At 32.7% G+C, this 20,451-nt stretch carries 15 protein-coding genes; 1 reads left to right on the top strand and 14 read right to left on the bottom strand.

The features are described 5' to 3' along the window. The 14 genes from AC58VC_RS22905 to AC58VC_RS22840 all read right to left on the bottom strand — a co-directional run bounded on the left by AC58VC_RS22905 (position 1) and on the right by AC58VC_RS22840 (position 17,816). Positions 1–978 carry a glycosyltransferase family 2 protein gene (locus AC58VC_RS22905; protein ID WP_497371680.1) on the bottom strand — a complete coding sequence of 326 codons (978 nt, stop codon included), beginning with the start codon at positions 976–978 and terminating at the stop codon, positions 1–3. Positions 979–995: 17 nt separating this feature from the next. Beyond that, positions 996–1,958, bottom strand: coding sequence for an NAD-dependent epimerase/dehydratase family protein (locus AC58VC_RS22900; protein ID WP_497371678.1), 963 nt, complete (start codon positions 1,956–1,958; stop codon positions 996–998). Between the two features lie 24 nt (positions 1,959–1,982). Further along, the gene (locus AC58VC_RS22895) at positions 1,983–3,758 is read right to left on the bottom strand and encodes a thiamine pyrophosphate-binding protein (RefSeq protein ID WP_497371676.1); all 1,776 of its coding nucleotides are present in this window, start codon (positions 3,756–3,758) and stop codon (positions 1,983–1,985) included. A gap of 37 nt (positions 3,759–3,795) precedes the next feature. Further along, the gene (gene rfbG, locus AC58VC_RS22890) at positions 3,796–4,875 is read right to left on the bottom strand and encodes a CDP-glucose 4,6-dehydratase (protein WP_497371674.1); all 1,080 of its coding nucleotides are present in this window, start codon (positions 4,873–4,875) and stop codon (positions 3,796–3,798) included. Beyond that, positions 4,872–5,669: a glucose-1-phosphate cytidylyltransferase gene (rfbF, locus tag AC58VC_RS22885; RefSeq protein ID WP_497371672.1), complete on the bottom strand. Its 798-nt coding sequence runs from the start codon at positions 5,667–5,669 to the stop codon at positions 4,872–4,874. The genes rfbG and rfbF overlap by 4 nt, the downstream gene beginning before the upstream one ends. Positions 5,670–5,688: 19 nt before the next feature. Continuing rightward, entirely contained in the window at positions 5,689–7,242 is a 1,554-nt protein-coding gene (gene rfbH, locus AC58VC_RS22880; protein ID WP_497371670.1) for a lipopolysaccharide biosynthesis protein RfbH, read from the bottom strand. Continuing rightward, the gene (locus tag AC58VC_RS22875; protein ID WP_497371668.1) at positions 7,226–7,639 is read right to left on the bottom strand and encodes a GtrA family protein; all 414 of its coding nucleotides are present in this window, start codon (positions 7,637–7,639) and stop codon (positions 7,226–7,228) included. The genes rfbH and AC58VC_RS22875 overlap by 17 nt, the downstream gene beginning before the upstream one ends. 122 nt (positions 7,640–7,761) lie before the next feature. Then, complete coding sequence (locus AC58VC_RS22870) at positions 7,762–9,711, bottom strand: glucosyltransferase domain-containing protein (RefSeq protein ID WP_497371666.1); 1,950 nt, start codon at positions 9,709–9,711, stop codon at positions 7,762–7,764. 354 nt (positions 9,712–10,065) lie between these two features. Then, a complete protein-coding gene (locus AC58VC_RS22865) occupies positions 10,066–10,992 on the bottom strand; it encodes a glycosyltransferase family 2 protein (RefSeq protein WP_497371664.1) in 927 nt (308 codons plus the stop codon). A 25-nt stretch (positions 10,993–11,017) separates the two neighbouring features. Beyond that, the gene (locus AC58VC_RS22860) at positions 11,018–13,297 is read right to left on the bottom strand and encodes a glycoside hydrolase family 99-like domain-containing protein (RefSeq protein ID WP_497371662.1); all 2,280 of its coding nucleotides are present in this window, start codon (positions 13,295–13,297) and stop codon (positions 11,018–11,020) included. Positions 13,298–13,308: 11 nt separating this feature from the next. Further along, entirely contained in the window at positions 13,309–14,802 is a 1,494-nt protein-coding gene (locus AC58VC_RS22855; protein WP_497371660.1) for a coiled-coil domain-containing protein, read from the bottom strand. Positions 14,803–14,805: 3 nt separating this feature from the next. Beyond that, positions 14,806–15,711, bottom strand: a complete 906-nt coding sequence (locus AC58VC_RS22850; protein ID WP_497371658.1) for an SAM-dependent methyltransferase — start codon at positions 15,709–15,711, stop codon at positions 14,806–14,808. A 35-nt stretch (positions 15,712–15,746) separates the two neighbouring features. Next, positions 15,747–17,003, bottom strand: coding sequence for an ABC transporter ATP-binding protein (locus AC58VC_RS22845; protein ID WP_497371656.1), 1,257 nt, complete (start codon positions 17,001–17,003; stop codon positions 15,747–15,749). Between the two features lie 30 nt (positions 17,004–17,033). Beyond that, the gene (locus tag AC58VC_RS22840; protein WP_497372132.1) at positions 17,034–17,816 is read right to left on the bottom strand and encodes an ABC transporter permease; all 783 of its coding nucleotides are present in this window, start codon (positions 17,814–17,816) and stop codon (positions 17,034–17,036) included. A gap of 121 nt (positions 17,817–17,937) precedes the next feature. Between AC58VC_RS22840 and AC58VC_RS22835 the strand changes: the two genes are divergently transcribed. Continuing rightward, a complete protein-coding gene (locus AC58VC_RS22835) occupies positions 17,938–20,448 on the top strand; it encodes an O-antigen ligase family protein (protein ID WP_497371654.1) in 2,511 nt (836 codons plus the stop codon). Positions 20,449–20,451 lie beyond the last annotated feature (3 nt).

The raw sequence follows: 20,451 nt of genomic DNA, 5'->3' as shown, positions 1-20,451 counted from the left end.
TTATAAACACATTACATTTTCCTTCTTTTCCGAATGCTCATTGTTTTCACTAAAATTAATTCTTTCCTTTTCAACTACCAACGGTCGTTTCAATACTTGCGTATGAATTGATCCAATATATTCACCTATTATTCCAATAAAAAATAATTGTATAGATGAAAAGAAGAATAATCCAATTACAAGTGGAGCAATTCCTACTTCAAAGTAATTCCAAAATATTAACTTCGCTAATAAATATAGTATAGCGACAATAAAACTAATAGCTGACATACCAAAACCTAACATTGCAGCTAATCTTAAGGGTATTTTTGAATGATTAGTTATTCCTAGCATTGCTATGTCATATAAGGTATAGAAATTATTTTTAGTAATCCCTCTCTTTCGAGAAGGTTGAATATAATTAAATTTAAAACTCTCAAAACCAATATCAGAAATTAAACCTCTAAAGTACGGATAAGGATCATCGATTTCTCTTAGAACTTTTATAACTTGTTGATCATATAAGCCAAATCCCGTGTTGTTTTTAGTCAACTCAATTTCAGACACCTTATTAATGAAATTATAATACATCTTTCTAATAGCAAACATTAATCGAGATTCTTCACTTTCACTTTTAACACCCAATACAACTTTGAATCCTTCCTCCCACTTTTGAACAAAATCCCTTATCATTAAGGGTGGATCCTGAAGATCTGCGACCATTAGGATCACAGCATCTCCTCTAGCTTGAAGTAAAGCATGGTATGGAGATCTGATGTGTCCAAAGTTTCTTGAATTAACAATCACTTTTACATTCGGATCTTGTGATGCTAACGCCTTTAATATAGATACGGTCTCGTCTTTTGATGCATTATCAATAAAAATATGCTCATACGTGTATCCAATAAGGCTATTACAAGTCTCCTTAACCTGTCTGTACAACTCTTCAACATTAGCTTCTTCGTTATAACATGGGGTTACTATACTTAGTAATTTCATTTCTTCACCTTATTATGTTATTTTTTAGATCCATTGTACATATATCTAATTTCTCCTTTTATACATTCAAGTGAAGTGTATATAGGGTAATAGGATAACACAGTATTACTCTTTGAATTGATTGAATAATAATTACTTTTCACTCCAGATGGTGAAGTCAATGAATACGATTTATCAATTTCAATTTTAAGGCCATATTCTTCAATAAAATAATTAAGTATATCAAATTTAGGAATCGGACTTAAACTATATACATCAAAAACATCATTAATCTCTTGTTTAGCAATACATAGTTTAACTAATTCAATAAAGTCTTTAGGGTGAATGTAATCTCTCACTATATTGATATCATTTGTCCTAAGAACCTTATCCTCTCGTAGACATCGAATAATGTCTGTAAGTAAGAATTTTGAACTTATATCAATAAATCGGCTAAAAAAACTAAATACCCTCAAATCAACGATATTAAAATTATCAAATGCTCTATGTTTAGCCTCTGTGTATAGCTTTGTAATCCCATAACTATGTGTTGGAAGGAAATTGTTAATTTCTATTTCGCTTTTAGTTTTCTGGCCAGCTGCTTGATCAAATGCTGTAGAGTATGCAGCACCACTACTTAGGTTAATATATAATGCTTTGGGATGGGAGTGTAAATAATTCAATATTAAATTATCGTACTCCTCAGTCACAGTAAATACTTGTTGCTGTTCTTGTTTAGATTTAGTGGAATCAACTATACCAATACAATTGATAATCACATCATATGAATGTAGAGTGAAATGCTCCATATTATATAATGTAAACTTACTTTTAATCAGCAAATTATCATTTATAAAGTGTTCTATTTTAGAAACCGATCGGGCAAACAGAACCAAGTTATACTTTTCTTCTTTTGACAAGTAATAAATCAAATTTTTCGCTATATGTCCTGTTGCGCCTAAAATAGCTATCGTTTTTGTTTCCTTTATGGAAGTATTCATATACTGCCTCCAAAAATTAAAAACCTATTTAGGTACTTCCATTTCTTCGACTAAGTCAATCAACATTAATCCTCTCAACTCATGTCTTTCTAGATGTGGAGACATATCTTCGATAGGTCTATTGACTACTAGTTTAGGATTAACGGTAGTATTTTGTTCTAACGCTACAGATATAAATACTGGACCTTCAATGCTAAATGCTTCTTCAATCCTAAATTTTGCTTCATCCATTGTTGCTATATGAAAAGCGGGAATATTATATGCTTGAGCAATTTTCAATAGATTTGGTGATGAATACACTGTAGATTGCTTTCGACCATCAAAATACAAATCCTGGAACTGCCTAACCATTCCTAGACAATTATTATCCATAACAAATATTTTTATAGGGAGATTGTGTTTAGCAATCGTATCAAATTCTTGAATATTGACCTGTATGCCCCCATCACCTGCTATAACAATCACTTTATTTTCATTTACTAGTGAGGCCCCAATTGAAGCAGGCAAAGCAAAGCCCATCGCACCCATTCCACCAGAGTTCAGCATTCGTTGTTTTTCTTTTATTTTAAAAGACTGTGAAGCCCACATTTGATGCTGTCCTACATCTAAGCAAATTACATCACCTTCACAACTCATTGATGATAGTAACTCCATAAATAGGTTAGGATCTATATGCTCTTGTGGTGAGTCATAACAGCGTGTAGGGAATTTATCTTTCAAGTTTTTAATCGTTTCATTCCACATTGCATAGTCAGGCTTTTGATATTCCTTGAGCTTTTCATTTAATAAGTTTAAAAAACTCTTCACATCAATTTGAATCGCAATATCTACTTTAATTTTTGCATTCAATTCATTGAAATCGGCATCCACATGTATCTTTTTCGCTGCTCGCCCAAAGGTATCTGGTCTTGTCCCAGTTTGTCTGGAGTCAAGTCTAGAACCTAATATTAAAATTAAATCACTATTTGCTAGAGCTAAATTACTGTACCTGTTCCCATAAGAACCGATTAATCCAATAAACTCTTCGTTTGTATGCGGTATTACATCGAGACCCATTAATGAAGTGACCACTGGAATTCCCGTCAACTTTACAAGTTGTTGTAATTCATCAGCTGCATTTGCAGTTCTGACTCCTCCTCCTGCTAAAATAACAGGTCTTTCTGAGTTTTTAATCAGTTGTAAGATATCATTTAGTTCTTTGTCTGAGGCATTCTTATTAAATTCTGATTGTAATTCTTTATATTCTTCGCTGTCATAGAAGCTCAATAAATTCTCAGGGTTGATACTTTCCCTTTGTAGATTCATTGGAATGTCAATTAATACAGGACCTGGTCGACCATTTTGAGCCAAATAAACAGCTTTCTCTAGATGATATCTTATCGTTGAGGAGTCAGTTACAAGTTCTGCATATTTAGTTAATGATTTAACCACACTTACAATATCAGTTTCCTGAAATCCAATCTGCCTTACAGGTCTATCAAACTTATATTCATACGTATTTACCTGACCCGTAATGAATAAACAAGGTACACTATCAAAATAGCAACTACCAATACCAGTAACCAAGTTTAAAGCTCCTGGACCGCTTGTTGCCATGGCTACCCCAAGTTTACCATTCAATCTTGCATAAGCTTCTGCAGCAAAAGCACCTGCTTGCTCATGACGCACCGAAACACAATGGATATCATCACGTAAATAGACAGAATCCAAAAGATGTGCTATGGCTCCACCAATAAACTCAAAAACGTGCGAGACTCCCTCTTCTGCAATAAAATCTATAACATAATCTGAAAGTTTCATTTGATTCACCTTATCCTTATTATGTTCTAACTAAAATTTACTGCAGATTACAAGAAGTAATATAATCATCAATTTGTTCAATACACACAAGTCTCATATCAGCACCTTCACGATACTTATGAGTCCATGAAACAATGCTCTTCAAAGTTTTTTCAAGTCCCCAGCGCGGCTCCCAACTTAAGTGAGACTTTGCCTTAGAACAATCTAGTTTTAAATAATGAGCTTCATGAGGGTTTTTACCTCCATCAATTCGATAGTGGCTTTTCTCTCCCCAGATATCACATATTTTGTCTACTATCCAACTTACCGGCCTTGCATCATTATCTGATGGACCAAAATTCCAAGCTTCTGCATATTGGGGACCACTTATATATAACTTTTCAGCTAGGAGCAAATAACCACTCAATGGTTCTAAAACATGCTGCCATGGCCTTATTGAATTTGGATTTCTTATAATAATTTCCTCTTCTTGTAAAAGAGATCTAATACAATCAGGAATTAAGCGATCTACCGCCCAATCACCACCACCAATTACATTTCCCGCTCTTGCAGAAGCTACAGCAATACCATGCTCGTTATATTTCTCGCGATTAAAGAAAGAATTTCTATAGGCGGATGTCACTAGTTCTGAACAAGCCTTACTATTGGAATATGGATCATATCCCCCTAAAGGTTCATTTTCACGGTAACCCCATTCCCATTCTTTATTTTCATAGCATTTATCCGTTGTCACGTTTACAACAGCTTTTACGCTTTCAGTTATTCTTACTGCTTCAAATACGTTTACTGTACCCATAACATTAATAGAGTACGTTTCAACCGGGATTTTATATGAATCTCTAACTAGTGGTTGTGCAGCCATGTGTATAACAATTTCTGGTTTAAAATCGGATATTGCTTTTTTTATTGATTCTAAATCTCTAATGTCTGCTATTGTTGATTTTTCAAGTAGCCCCTCTATATTACATAGTTCAAATAAACTTGGTGATGTAGGAGGTTGCAAAGCATACCCTGCTACTTTTGCTCCCATCTGTGTCAACCATAAACATAACCACGACCCTTTAAATCCTGTATGACCCGTTATGAATACTCGTTTATTAATCCAGAATTCAGTCATACATTTTTCACCAAATCTTTTCCCCAAATTTTCCAAGGAGCTTTGTTCTTGGCCCAAAGTTCTTCCAAATGATTTTTATCACGCAATGTATCCATAGGTTGCCAGAAACCATGATGTTTATAAGCTGATAGTTCCCCGCCTTTCGCTAGATTTTCTAGCGGGTCTTTTTCAAATATAGTTGAATCATCATTAATGTAATCAAATACTTCAGGTTGACACACAAAGAAGCCAGCATTAATCCAAGATCCGTCACCTCTAGGCTTCTCTTGAAAGCCGCGAACCTCATTTAAATCTGATATGTCCAATGCGCCAAATCTGCCATCTGGTTGAATAGATGTAACAGTAGCCATTCGTCCACTTAATTTATGGAAATCAACTAATTCTTTAATATTTACATCTGAAACACCATCACCATAAGTGAGCATAAAGGGTTCGTGTCCAATATAAGGCTGAATTCTCTTAACCCGACCGCCTGTCATCGTATCTAGCCCAGTATTTACAAGTGTGACTCTCCATGGCTCAGCTGAATGATTATGGATTATGTTCTCGTTATCGTTTCTAAAATCAAAAGTAACATCAGATTCATGAAGAAAATAATGAGCAAAATATTCCTTAATATAATAACCCTTGTAACCAAGACAAATTACGAAATCATTGAATCCATAGGAAGAATAAATTTTCATAATATGCCAAAGAATCGGCCTTTGTCCAATCTCGATCATTGGTTTAGGTTTTAAGTGTGATTCTTCGCTTATTCTTGTTCCATATCCACCTGCTAATATGACTACTTTCATTAACATATCCCCCTGGTTACTAATTTTGTTTAGTTTTAACAAATTCAATAATCTTAAATACCATGTAATCAATCATTTCATCGGTTAATCCGGGGTATACACCAACTAGAAACGTATCATTTAAGATTTTATCAGTATTTGTCAAATCACCATGTACCCTGTAGTTAACTCCTTGAAAAGCTGGTTGCCTTGTTAAATTACCAGCAAACAGCATACGTGTTTGAATTCTGTTACTTTCTAAATACTTTACTATTTCATTCTTAGTAAAACCTACATTCTCACGAAGAGTTAGAATAAATCCAAACCAACTGGGTTCAGAATTTCTAGTTGCTCTAGGCAAAATAAAATAATCATTAAGTTCTTTCAAGCCTTCGGAAAGTCTATTAAAGTTTCTTATTCTTGCTTCTACAAAAGAAGGCACTTTTTTTAGTTGCTCTACCCCAACTGCAGCCTGCATGTCAGTTACTCTAAGGTTATAACCAATGTGTGAGTAAGTATATTTGTGATCATATCCATATGGAAGTGTTCCAAGTTCCCATCCAAATCGTTTCTTACATGTATCATCGCATCCGGATGGACACCAGCAATCTCTTCCCCAATCTCTAAATGATTCGATAATCATTTTAAGCTGAGCGTTGTTTGTATAGACTGCTCCACCCTCTCCCATAGTCATATGGTGCGGTGGATAAAAGCTGGATGTAGCAATATCACCAAAGGTACCTGTTAGTTGTCCATTAAATTTGGATCCTAATGCATCACAGTTATCTTCAATCACCCACAGATTATATTTCTTAGCAAGCTCAATTACCGTATCTAACTCGAATGGGTTACCCATAGTATGAGCAATCATTATTGCCTTGGTTTTTGAAGTAATAGCGCCTTCAATTCGGTCTACCATAATGTTATATGTTCCTAGTTCAACATCAACAAAAACAGGGATTGCCCCGTTCTGTACGATTGGAGTTACAGTAGTTGGGAAACCAGCAGCTACAGTAATCACTTCATCCCCAGGCAATATGCGACGATCTCCTAATTTAGGAGAAGTTAGAGCCGAGAAAGCTAGTAAGTTTGCTGATGATCCTGAATTTGTTAGTAATCCGTATCTTACACCAATAAAATCTGCAAATTCTTTTTCAAATTGCTTACTGAACCTTCCTGCTGTTAACCAAAAATCTAAAGAAGAATCGACTAGATTTTTCATTTCTCTTTCATCGTAAACGCGGCCTCCATACGATATAGAGGATGCCTCCAGGCTAAAGGTCTCTTTTTTTTCATGAAATGTTTTGTAAAACACTCCAACCTTAGAAAGTATCTCAAGTCTCATTATCCTCTCAGCCACATCTCGAGGTATACTTTTTAAAAATGTAATTTCACTTTTTCTAAAAAGCTCCTTATCTCTAACATCAAGCAACATGTTAGTGGTATCATTTATACCTACAACAATTTGATAATTTGGGTCCGATATTTCTTTCATACTTAGTTTTACAACTTCATAATTTTCTGTATTTACATTTGTTATAATAGCTAATTCATTAGTTGATTTTTTTTGAACTAAATCATTGATTTTCAACATGTTCTTCACTCCTAATATGTGTTTTACTAATTTTAAAACTCCAATACCTATGACCAATGAAACTAATTAAAGTTGTTATGAATAGTGCAAAAAACTGTGAAAGCAAAGGAGCTATTTCTAAATAACTAACAAATATAGAAAGAACAAATAGATTAATCAAGAAAGAAATAACGTAAACACCTGAAAACTTTAACAGATTTTTATAGTTATAACGTCCTTTTTTAAAGATCCAGTTACTATTCCAATAATAACTGTGAATCACTCCTAGAATATGTGCAAATAACAATGAAATTATATAATTTAAATGAAAGAATCTCAAACAAAGAAAGTAAATTGTATAACCAAAAATAGTGTTAAGTACACCTACGATTAGATATCTAACAGCTTGGGATTGCATTTTTTTAAACCTTTCATATTCTAGATTATCAAATCCTTAATCCTTTGGCCGCTTATTCAATTAAAACTGTTTCTTACTGCATGGCCATTATTCAGAAACGATAGTTTATAAATCGAGTATACTCAGTTAACACTAACGACGTAATCGGTTTGGACGTATGCAACAATATCATCGTTTACTAAATATATTCCTAAAGAATATTCACCCGGATTTATATTCTTTTTTTCAGTCATGAAATTAAAACCAGCAGAATCCAAACTAACTTTCACATTTTTAATTTGATTGTTTAAGTCTGACCTTAGAACAACAGACGTATCGAATAAGTAGGAGTTATTAGCGGATTTTAATTCCAGATAAATCTTGCTCTTTTGACTTGGAAAGTCATTAATAAATGCAAAACCATCGATATTAATATTTTTATCAACTTTTATATTTTGAACATTGAATGAATTAAGTAATCTATTGGGTGCTAAACTTAAATTAGAAACAATTTTATTTTGAACATGCGCCGTATCTCTTGAAAAATTTACAATAATTAAACCATTCTTAACATCAACACTGCCTTTATCAGGCCAGTGTGGCATATCCTCGGATAATTTTTTTGCCTGTTCTAGCTGTTCAGACGTCGGGAGAATATAATTATACCCCAGTTGTTCAAAAAATTTATTTATTCTAAAGACATTCCCATTATCATGGGCGAAAAAAGATGTTATCGGTTTACCTGCTATTTCAGAAAAAACACCATATTCAGGAGGCAATAAATTGCTAACATGGTAACCAACTGGAACAACAGGCAGCTCTGGTGCTTCTCCATAACCAAGTTCCTCAATTTTCATACTAATTTTTGTAGCTAGTGTATAATCCTGTTGGTACTTTAAATAATCCGAAAAAAAGAGTTGATTGGTAATCTTTAATTGAAAAACGACAATCATTATAGTCAATATACAATAAGGGATTCTTAATTTAAAAAATTTATTACTTGTACAATAAATGTATACTAATACCCAAACTGCTGATACAAATAAAGTGGTTTGGAAACTGCTTCTGTTCGGCGTATAGTTGCCCAATGCCAAATTCATGAGTAACACTGAAATATTCAAGCCAACAAAACTAAGTAAAACCACCATATTTCTATAATTTTTACTAAATAGAATACACAATAAAATGATTATATCAAAAGCGAACGTAATTGGCATTGTAAGTATATTGAAGTTTCCACCTGTAAAGCCTTCTATTTGAGTCTTGTAATACGCTAGTAAATTGCTGATAATGACATTGATGTTTTGTTTGTTCCAGTTCATAAAACTATCTATATATGGGCTTTTCGCATGAAAATATTCTTGCAAAATTTTATTAAAAACAAGATAAATGAGCACTGCTATGGACAAGCTCACCGCCGCTCTTATAACCATGAAAAAATATTTTTTAAACTTAATTGGATGACCTTTTATGTTTTCATCTAAAGTATACATCAATAGAAAGAAAAACAGACCCACCATATAATAAGCGATAAAACTTTGATAAATAGAAGCAGCATAAAACATAAAAAAAATAGAGACTATCATTTTTAAGCGAGACGACTTATATAGAAGTGAATCTAACATAAAGCATATAGAAAGCGTTGCAGAAAATAATCCCACAGACACTTCAAAACTATAAGTAGAAAAAACAATGTAATCTGCATTAAATGGAAAGGTTACAAATATTGAGAATAAAATGAATTTAACAGCCGGTCTTTCTGAATTTAATTTTACAACTTGGTTGCATAATACAATTGCTGATAAAAACAAAAATATAACAGCTAGAATAGCGCTATAGCTGCCTATTGTTGCAATATGGCCAAATAAATACTTTAAGGGAACGACTCCAAATCTACCAAACCCAATATAGTCCTTGTAACCAAACATCCTTTCTTCATCAATTGAGAGTGAGTAATTTGTCATCTCAAATCCATATGTTAAAAAACATATTAATAAACTTATAAAAATAAATAATTTATTTGAAGTGATAAATATAGCAATTTCATCGTATTTTTGACGAAAAATAGTGGTTAATGTTTCTTTTTCTTGCATAATAGTGTGCCTCCATTTAATAACCAGACTTTAAAGCGATAATAAGGGAAACTCACGAACGTCTTTCCACAATGTAAACATAGCAACTCCTCCAATCAAATTAAATAGCCCCCGTTCAAGTGAAGGCTCTCGGTCATGAATAAACATTCATATTCATTGCCAACTTGGGGAGCTCATAATGTATTTTTGTTCAAGCGCAGGATTAATAATAAATCTTTGCTGAAAATTTTCGACTAGTTTTTATATATGTTCTTACGCTACTTCTCTGGAAGAGCAATTTTTAAGTAATTTGTTATTATCGGTAATATCTTACGTAAAACAGCAATTTTCAAGCACTTCTTTTTAGCATTTAAATTATCCTCTAACTTTTGTTAGAAGATAAAAAATTAATAAATTAAAATAATTTCTTAAAGACTTTGAATATTTCCAAAAATACATCATACTAGTCTGATTTAAAATTGTATAATATTCATCTTTCCAATAAGCTAAGCAAGGCGCTTTCAAGTTTTGTGGTTTCCTTAGTCTTGTTCGAAAAAAATAATTACCTAAAATCAATTTAACTTCTTTATCAACTACGTCATTTAACTTTAAAAACGTGTTATTGCCATGCAGCCGGTAGAGATAACTAGTTTCTTCAACAAAAATGGGCTCAGTCAATAATAAAGCTCTAAGAATAAAATCCCAATCATGACAATACTTAAAATTTCTAAATCCTTCAATTTTATTAAATATATTACGAGAAAACAAAAAGTTCCCTGTAGAAATTGCAATATTGTGGGGGATCAACCCCCAACCAATGGTAGGAAAGTGAACTATTTTTTGCTGTAAATCAATAAAAGTACTCGCTAGTTCATTACTGGAATCTAATAAAGAATTATCAGCATCGATAACTTTAACTGCAGAAAAAGCAAACTCACCATTTTTTTCTAGCATTGATTTTAATAATAATTCTAGTCTTTTGGGTTCATATAAATCATCAGCATTTAATATTGTTATCCACTCTGCTTCGCTATTCAGGATTCCTTCATTAATACTAAAATGTGCACCTTTATTAATCTTATGAATAATTAGCTTAACTTTTTTAAACCTTTTTTGATACTTAGAATCATTTAATATTTCTTCCAAAATTTCCAAGCTTGAATCGGAAGAACAATCATCAACAACTATCAATTCAATATTCGAATAGGTTTGTTCATAAATTGAGTTCAAAGCATCTGCAATGTACTTTTCATAATTATATGAAGGAACCACTACGGCAATAGTTTGATCCTGAGAATACATAGGATATACTCCTTAATTTTATCATTTATTTACTGTTGATTGCTCTTTTCGTTGCCTCTAGATATCTCCTTCCATATTTTTCGTCGGGCTCTAAATGAGTTCCTTCAGCCCACTCGTTCCAAGCATTTACGAAAATGATCTGATGATTATTATCATTGTAGTTTTTTGTATAATCAACTAAGCCAGTTAACCAAGTTTCATATTTTTCAGGTGATGCATTATAGAAAACATTTGATGCCTTGCCTCTTCTGGCTGTATTATCCCAACCCAACATAGCACCTCTGAATAGTGTAAAATCCTTATTATTTTCTTTTTGAAGCGCTCTTTCAAGCACTTCATTATAATTATAAATATTGCCACTAAACTCAGTATCTAAAGTGCTAATTTCTTTAGAAATTTCAGAAGCAACTATTCCATGTGGAGGAAACTCAACTGCCGAATTACATCCATAGTCATTTGGATTAATTAGACCAAATGACTGAACCATACAAATATGTATTTGATCTAGTCCATTATTTTTGGCAATTTCTCTCCAAATACCAATTGTTTCTTTTAAATCAGGAAATAAATCAGCCCTATATATTAGAAGCAGAGGAGCACCATTAACATTTATATATCTTTCATCCTTCAAAATTGGCAATACTTCTTCTATAAAGCCAATATCGGTTTCATGATTATGCTCTTGTTTCATTAACACTTCTTTTTCTTGACCATCCCAACGTCTACTCCAACTTTCATTAGCCCAACAAATGCAAAATGGTAAATCATATTCTTTGTTGGCCAGTATATCGTTCAATGGTTTCTCTAATAAACGTTTACCATTAAACCAATAGTAATAGTAACAAAATCCAAAAATATCGTATTCTTTAGCTAATTCTCCTTGTTTTTTCTTCATTATTGGATTCAGCATTAAGTCATAGTAGCCTAAATCTGTAGGAATATGAGGCTGATAATGTCCTTCAAAGAGTGGTTTTGCCTTTCTAACATTAGTCCATTCAGTAAATCCTTCTCCCCACCATTCATTATTTTCAGGAATTTCATGGAATTGAGGTAAATAAAACGCAATTACTTTAGGTTTAATTTCATTTCCCCAAGTATTGTTAGTATTTCTACGATGGTAGAGAACCTTTGGAATGTAATTCAACTTCATATTATTATCTAGTTTAATTTTATGATTGATATACTCATAATAGTTAAAATCAATTGTATTTGTCGCTTCTTTTATTACTTTGAAATTCACGAGAAAACTTCTATTATTTTTTATTTTAGTTTGTATATGATTTACACCATGTTTTTTTAATTCCGCAAAGTGCTCATCAGTATCCACAAAACGATCTTCATCGAAGAAAACAATGTCATATTTACTTTCATTTTGAACTTCAGTAAAGTAATATAAGCTATTAATAGCTAAATAATCTTCTTGATCAAGAACGAGAATAAATTCATTTTTAACACTACTGAGGGATTTTCTTATTATTTGATTATATTCAAATTCACCAGTATTGATTATTGAAAGCTTCCCTTCTCCATATTCATAGTTACTAATAAAGTCTCTGAATTCTTTATTTTCTTCACTAACGGTGTCAGAACATCCCAATATTATTTGCCAATTTTCATATGATTGATTATCAACTGAGTCAATTGCATTTTTCAACCAATCTAATTTTACATTTGAATTTAAAGGAATTATTATACTATAATTAATATTGGAATTATTAAACTTATTATCAATAATTTTATTTTCCTTCAGAAACGTATAGGGAATATATGTTTGTTGATTATTTGTAAAATTTTCTTTGTTATAAGCTGCTTCTTTAACTTTATTTAAAAACCAAGAAAATCCATTCGTTTTTATTTTTTTACGGATTAGATTTATTGTTTGCAGGAAAGTTAAATTGCTACGTCTTAATTTGAATTCATTATATTTGTAGACTAATTGAGAAAAAGTAGATATTTTTTCAATTTTCAAAAAACTCATTTCAAATTTTCCTGGACTATCCCCTGGATCTATTCTAATTTTTTTAATTGATTTCTCGAAAAAGAGAATCGATTTTTTTTTAATTTTTTCAGTATTGATCGAACCAATAATAAATGATTCTTCCTCATTAAAACCATTGCCTGAATCAACATAAAGCTTCAATTTTCGTATTTCATCGCTGTATCCCTGCCACTCAATTTGAATCCAGCCACTAGAATATTCACTATCTATAAGAAATTGAGGATCATAGTTTTCGCTTTCATAAAATCCTTCTGTTAATTCTGCAATCCCATAGTATGGCCTTAATCTTTTTTGATTTAAATTCATTTAAAATCTCCTTATTTTGTTTTCAATTTTTTTTTTAGTTTATAGAAATCCCAAGGATTTGAATTTATTAATTGGCTAATTATATCTTTATTTTCATTTAATTCTTTTTTCAAATCAATAATATCTTTCAACAAATCATTATTCACTTCCAATATGTTATTAATTTCAGCCTGAGAAGAACTCACACTTTCCTTTAAAATATTAATTTCATTATTTTTCTCTTTGTAAATTTCTACAATTTGATTATTGAGTAATGCGATCTGATTATTGAGTAATGCGATCTGATTATTGCGTAAAGTGATCTCAGTTTCATAAAAGCTCAAATTCTCTTGTTGATCAGTAATTTTTAACATAGCTGAATCCATATGATTTTGGATGGAAAATAAAAACGAGTCACTAGAAACTTCCAGAAAATTGTACTTAACACTTAGTTTATCAACATCATATGGCAAAGAGAAATACAATTGCGGATCTTTAGTGTCAAAGAAGAAAAAATCGTTACCAATAGTACCCCTAGAATTAGAAAAATCCACATTAATATTTTGCTTTATACTCTTTGATTCTGCTATTATTTTTATTTGAATAATACATGGCTTATTTAAAGGATCGAATCTGTAATCACCCTTTTTAAAATTTAGAAACATGAACTCTTTGTAATTTCTTTCTATTTTCTCAGTGATGCTGTATTCTTCTGTGAACATTTGATTTTTTTTCTCCGTAAACAATTGAGCTTCATAGTCAGGTTTATCTATATAGTAATATTCAATTTTCTTTTTTTCGTATTTTTTCAGAATCTCTTTTTCTTTATCTGTACCAACAAAACTACTGAAACAATTAGACATTTTAATGTATTGCTGAACTTCCTTTTCTGAAATATTCACATATTCTAAAACATCTTCAAAGGAAATTTTTCCTATGAAGTAACTTAAATTATTATAATAAAATGTATTCAGCGCTCTAAAAATAATGAAATTTATGGGAACCGGTTCTTCGACAATCCATTCATAATCAATTACATGTGCAACTTCATTTGTATCAATTATGATATTATCGAAATTCAAATCAATATTTGAGACAGGAAGACATTGCAATCCTATAAGTTCTGGGTAGTAACCTTTCAATGACTCAGAAAGTATCTCTCCATTAAAAACTAGTTTTTCACCACTTAAATTTGTCACAAATGACTGAAACCAGCTAATTTTTTCCTTTATTAATACATGATCCTGATTTATCAAAAAATCAATTAGGTATTCACCAAAACTTTTACCATCTATATAATCTATTAAAATACTATCATCATAGAGTTCCAATTTAGGCAAATTTATTTTAGGTAAATTTCTGCTTAAAATATCGTAATTTTTAAAAATTTGACCTATATGCTCAATTGCAGTTTCATTTAATGCAGTTTTTTTAACAGAAACTATATTGTTTTCTTCAACGATAGCTGTTTTAATTTGAAATTCTCTTGCTCTTTCTCGGCTATATCTAACAAATAGCGTAATCATTATTTATTCCCCTTTTCTTGCAATTACTAAAAAGGAATTTGAAAAAAACGAAAAATTTCCATTTCCAATAATATTGTCTAAAGCAGCATTTTCGTCAAAGAAATTCATCCTATCCCTATCATAATTTGGATAACTTCTAAGCTCACCTTGCAAAGGAAGCCGAGTATCAGAGTAAATCGTGTCTGTTATTTTATAATCTGGAAAAGGATAGTAATAATGAATATTTTGAAAACCTGCTAAATTAAGTAAATCTGTTAACTCTTTTTTGGAAAAAGTAGATATATTTCTATTATCTTTGTAATTCTCAATACTATCGAATAGCCTGCCAGTATGATCCTCTTTTGCTCCTGCCCAATATTTTAGACCGAATTTATTTTCTATAGCAATTATTAATTGACCAGATGGCTTTAAATATTGTTTAATTTTCTTAATAAAATCAACCGTTGGATTTTGACTCTTTATAAATCCTGCAGCATATTCTAAAACCCCAATTAAAGTAACATAATTAAAGGTTTCACTTAAACTAACATCAAAAAAGTTTCCCAAGTATATGTCAATATTAGTTGAATATTCGTGGCGATAGGCATTTATTAAAGAACGTTTTTTAGATAGTTCAACACATGTAACTTTATTTGTTTTTTTCGCGAATAATCCTGTCATTGCACCACAACCAGAACCTATTTCCAAGAGATTTTCATTCGGTTTAAAATCATACCACTCTAATAAATTATGCCTTTTTGGCGACAAGTGATATAAAATGGGCCATCTATTGTCAGAAGAAAGCAGCGCATTCATATTTTTCGTATTTTTTACATATTTTAATATATCTTCTTCAATTAATCCATCAGAATACAAATCCTCACCAGCGTAGTAATCTTCATTTATCGATACTCCACCAATCTTAGTCATATAAGGTAAGCCCCTTAAAATAGGTAATTTTTTTATTATTCAAGTATTATCTCACTATTCAAATCAAAATAACCAACGCTATTCTTATTTGAAATAACATGAATATTTACAATATCATATAGTCTATGATAAACAACAAATTCAGACGATTCAAAACCAGTACAGCCTAATGAGATCAAATAATCTCCACCTTGAAGCGTATTTTCTTGTTCAAATGTTACATCGATAATTTGATTCTTGCTGAAATCGCCTGTTAATACAGATTCAAGCATAGTATTAGTTCCTGTTAAGTCTGTTCCTTTAAGATCTTTTATTGTAAAAGCAAATATGGGATTACTAATCCTATCATTGAATTTAATACGCAATTTTAAAGAGAATTGCCTTCCTTTCATGATTGCATTTGTTATATCTTTATTATGATCCATAACTGCAAAATCAACAATCTGAGCCCTAAAATTTCCGTACTCATCCAGATCAGGATTTAAGACAAGAGACTTTTTCCATTCGCCCGATATATCCTTTTTAGCATGTTCTATTAAATTTGGTTCGTTGTTTATATTTATTTTATGCAAATTTACTAATATTTTTTTATAAATATCGATCATTTCACCCGGTTTACCACTATCTACTATCTTACCTTCATTTAGTACTATAGCCCTGTCACAATACTTCATAATACTGCTCATGTCATGTGTTACAAATAAAATTGTTTTGCCCATTTTCTTAAATTCTTCGAATTTTTTATAACATTTCGCTTGAAAAAAAACATCTCCAACTGAAAGTGCTTCATCGACTATTAAAATATCTGGATCGACATTAATTGACACCGCAAAGGCTAAGCGAACAAACATTCCGCTTGAGTATGTCTTAACAGGCTGATAAATAAAGTCCCCTATATCTGCAAAATCCAAAATTTCTTTTAATTTCAAGTCCATTTGACTCTTGCTAATACCCAGCATTGTTCCGTGAAAATATATATTTTCAATCCCAGAATAATCCGGATTAAACCCTGCACCAAGTTCAAGCAATGCCGAAATTTTTCCTTCAATCTCCATTTGTCCAGCTGTAGGCGTAAGAACACCTGTTATGATTTTAAGTAGGGTTGATTTGCCTGATCCATTTTTCCCAATGATTCCAACAGTCTCTCCTGCATTTATGTCAAAAGTAATGTTCTCTAATGCGAAGAACTCTTTATGGAATTTTTTGTTAAATGGATACAGAGCTTCAATTAAGCGATCAAATGGTTTCTTATACAATTTGTAGATTTTTGTTATATTATTAATCTTTATCATAATATTCCTCACAACTTTCAAAGCATTTTTTTAAAGAATATCAGAAAAATGTTTTTTTAACTTTTTAAAAGCAATAAGTCCTAATAGAAAGAAAGCAAATGAAATAATCCAGAATGTAAAGGTATCCCCAGGCTTCTCCCAAAACCAATTAGTCCCTAGAAAAGAATCCCTGTAGCCTTCAGCTATGTAGTACAACGGATTTAACTTAAAAAGTTTTAAGTACTTTTCTGGCAATACATCTAATGACCAAACAATTGGTGTAATCCAAAATCCTAATTGTAATGCTATTGAGACTACTTGTGATAAATCCTTAAAAAATGGAACAACTGAGGAAGTCAGCAAGCTTAATCCAGTTAATAGAAAAAGCAAACAAAATATATAGTAAATTAATTGTAATATATATAGTCCAGGATAAATATCATAAAAAATAACTATAATAATGGTAAAAATCAAAAAGAAAAGATGAATAAAGATCGCGGAAATTACTTTTACAATCGGTAGCATTCCTATTCTAAATACAACCTTTTTAACTAAGTAACTATATTCAAAAAAGCAACTTGTAGCTGAGGATAGTGCTTCTGAAAAATAAAACCAAGGTACCATTCCGCAAATTAGCCAGGGCACAAAAGGTATTCCTTCAGTTGTGTTTGAACTCTTAAATCCTATTTGAAAAACAAACCAGTACAATATGATAGTTATCAGAGGATTAGCAAGTAGCCAAAAAAAACCGAAATAAGATCCGCTCATTTTCTTATTAAAATCATTAAATGAGAGCAGGAACATTTGCTTAACTACATGGAAGGAAGCATTCATTATTGACAATCACCATTCCCCTAAAATATAAAATACAGTCTTTCACTCATTCACATTTGGAAACTCCCTTCCATCTATGCTAAAATAAAGTCGAACTTTAGCGAAGAAGGAGACTGTCTTAATGAGTGCAAGTAAGAATGCCTACGCGGCGTCGCGTGCAAAATCGAGTGGAACGATAACAACAGAGAAAAGTTCTGTTATCTTTTGGTTTTTAATTGTGTTTACGGGCTTGTTCATGTTCTGGGCGCCATTTCAGCGGGCGTTGTTTAACGGAGGAACGTATGATTTCGAGCGGTCGATCTACTCGGCTTCGGTCTGGTCCTCTATCATCATGCTGCTGATTGCAATCCTTGCTTTCTTTGTTTTCAAGCTTAAGGAACAAAAAGATGTATTAACGATTCTAGTACTCATTATGCCTCTTACTTATGTCATTTCTTTGTCGAACTCGGCCTCGCACTATTTGGCAACGAATATGGTCTATATCCAAATGCTGTATGCAACCTTCTTCATTTTAGGTGTATTTCTGACAAAAAACAAGCTTGGTGTGTCGATAGTTGCAAGTTTATTGATGATATCGGGATATATCATTGTTTTATTCGGACTTTTGTACTGGCTCGGTAATGGAAGCTTTGCAGCGCACCTGGTTGGTTGGTTCGCGTTTATGGATTCACCGAGTTTATACCGCGATGCGATCATGACGGATTCGAACGGTTTGCGTCTGACTTCCGTTTTCCAATACGCGAATACATACGCGGCTTTCTTAATTACTTTATCACTCGGAGCATTGTTCTTCATTGTGAAGTCCCGCAAGTGGCAAACGGTTCTCCCGCATGCGTTCTTATTGGTGCCAATCCTTATTTCATTCTGGTTGACGCTGTCACGTGGTGCGATTGTAGTTATACCAGTCGTTTTCTTGATTATGTTGTTCTTCTTTTCGATAAGCAGACAAATTCTTGCTCTCCTTCAGTTCGGGCTAGCTTTCCTAACGTCAATCCTAATCCTTCAGAAGGTAACGGATATCGGAATTGGGTTACAAAAACAGCCTAGCGCTTCTGAATCATGGCACGGTTGGTCAATTCTGCTCATTGCTTCTGTAGTTTTCGCTGTGGTTGCTGTCGTTATTCAGCTCTTCGTAGCTCCATGGTTAGAGCGTGTCACAGCTCGGTTCGACTCCAAAAAGTATGCAACTTTCATTCTTCCGGTAGCGGCTATCGTTGTTGGAGTACTAGGCGCAATTCTAATCCTAAGCGATACTGGGTTCAAAAACATTCTTCCTGACAATGTAAAAACGCGGGTAGAAAATATTAACTTCCAACAGCACAGCGTTCTAGAGCGTGGAACATTCTACAAAGACGCTGTAAAACTTTGGACAGACTATCCGATTATTGGTGCCGGCGGTGGTGCTTGGGCTTCTTTATATGAGAAGTATCAAAACAATCCATACACAAGCCGACAGGCTCATAACTTCGCCCTTCAATACTTGGTTGAGACTGGAGCGCTCGGATTCCTTGCTTTTGTTGGCTTCGTAATTGCAGTCATGCTGTTCTATATACGAAGCTATATCAAAAGTTCACAGGAGAAACGAGATCTGCACTTCCTATTTTTCATTGTAACGATTTCACTCTTGGTCCACAGTATGATTGACTTTGATTTGAGTTATGTGTATTTGGGCGCTATTCTTTTCCTTGCTCTTGGCGGATTGCTTAGTAACAGTTCTTCAGCACCGCTTCGTATAAAAAATGATTCTACTGTGCTTCACAAATCATTCCCGGCGCTGCTGGCTATCTTGTCGATTGTGATGTTCTACATCTCCGTTCAGCTCGTATCGGCGAATGGTTCCTATAAAGAAACGCTTGCGGTTATCAAAACAAGTCAAGATTACAATCAGATCATTAAACCATTGGACAAAGCAATTTCTCTACATCCGGCTCATCCAGATTATTTGTTAACTGGCCAAGTGAGCAGAATCGGAATTCTGCTTCAGGTCTACAATCAAGTGCAGAAAGAAGATCCAACAAAAGCAGAACCTTTTTTCAATCAGGCCCAAGATCTAATGAATCAGCTTTTGAAAAAAGAACCGCATAACCGCGCGGTGGCCATGCAGCAGCTTAATATGCTTCTTATTAAAGGAAAGCACGATGATGCGCTAAACTGGTCTAATTCTCAGATTCTCAACTATCCTTGGTACACGGAGATGTATGAAAAAAGCATATCTCTAAACATTGAGCTTGCGAATCAAGCTAATACCAAAAACAATACGCAAGAGTATAATAAAAGACTTGATGATGCCCTAACAGTTTACAAAGAAGTTCTTGCTCGCGTTGATTCCCTGAAAAACTTGCCTAAAGAGCAAGCACAGGGTCGTCCTTTTGCCGTTACACCAGGTATGGCTTTGAATGTTGGTCAAATCAGCTATATGCGTGGAGATTACGCTGGTTCTGCTTCAACGTTCCAACCGTACATTACTGATAACTTAGATGATCAACCGAATCGTGTTCTGATCAGATGGTATTTGGCTGCTTTACAGAAACAAGGCAAGAACGATCAAGCTTTACAGGATAAATTAATTGCTAAAGACCCTGCTGAGAAGCAAAACATTGAAGCGATTATTGCTGCTAACTTTCCAAAATAGTAA

It is taken from the genome of Paenibacillus sp. J22R67 (assembly GCF_059692175.1).
The sequence above is the reverse complement of the archived record's forward strand: the minus strand, read 5'-3'. Positions and strand labels throughout refer to the sequence as shown.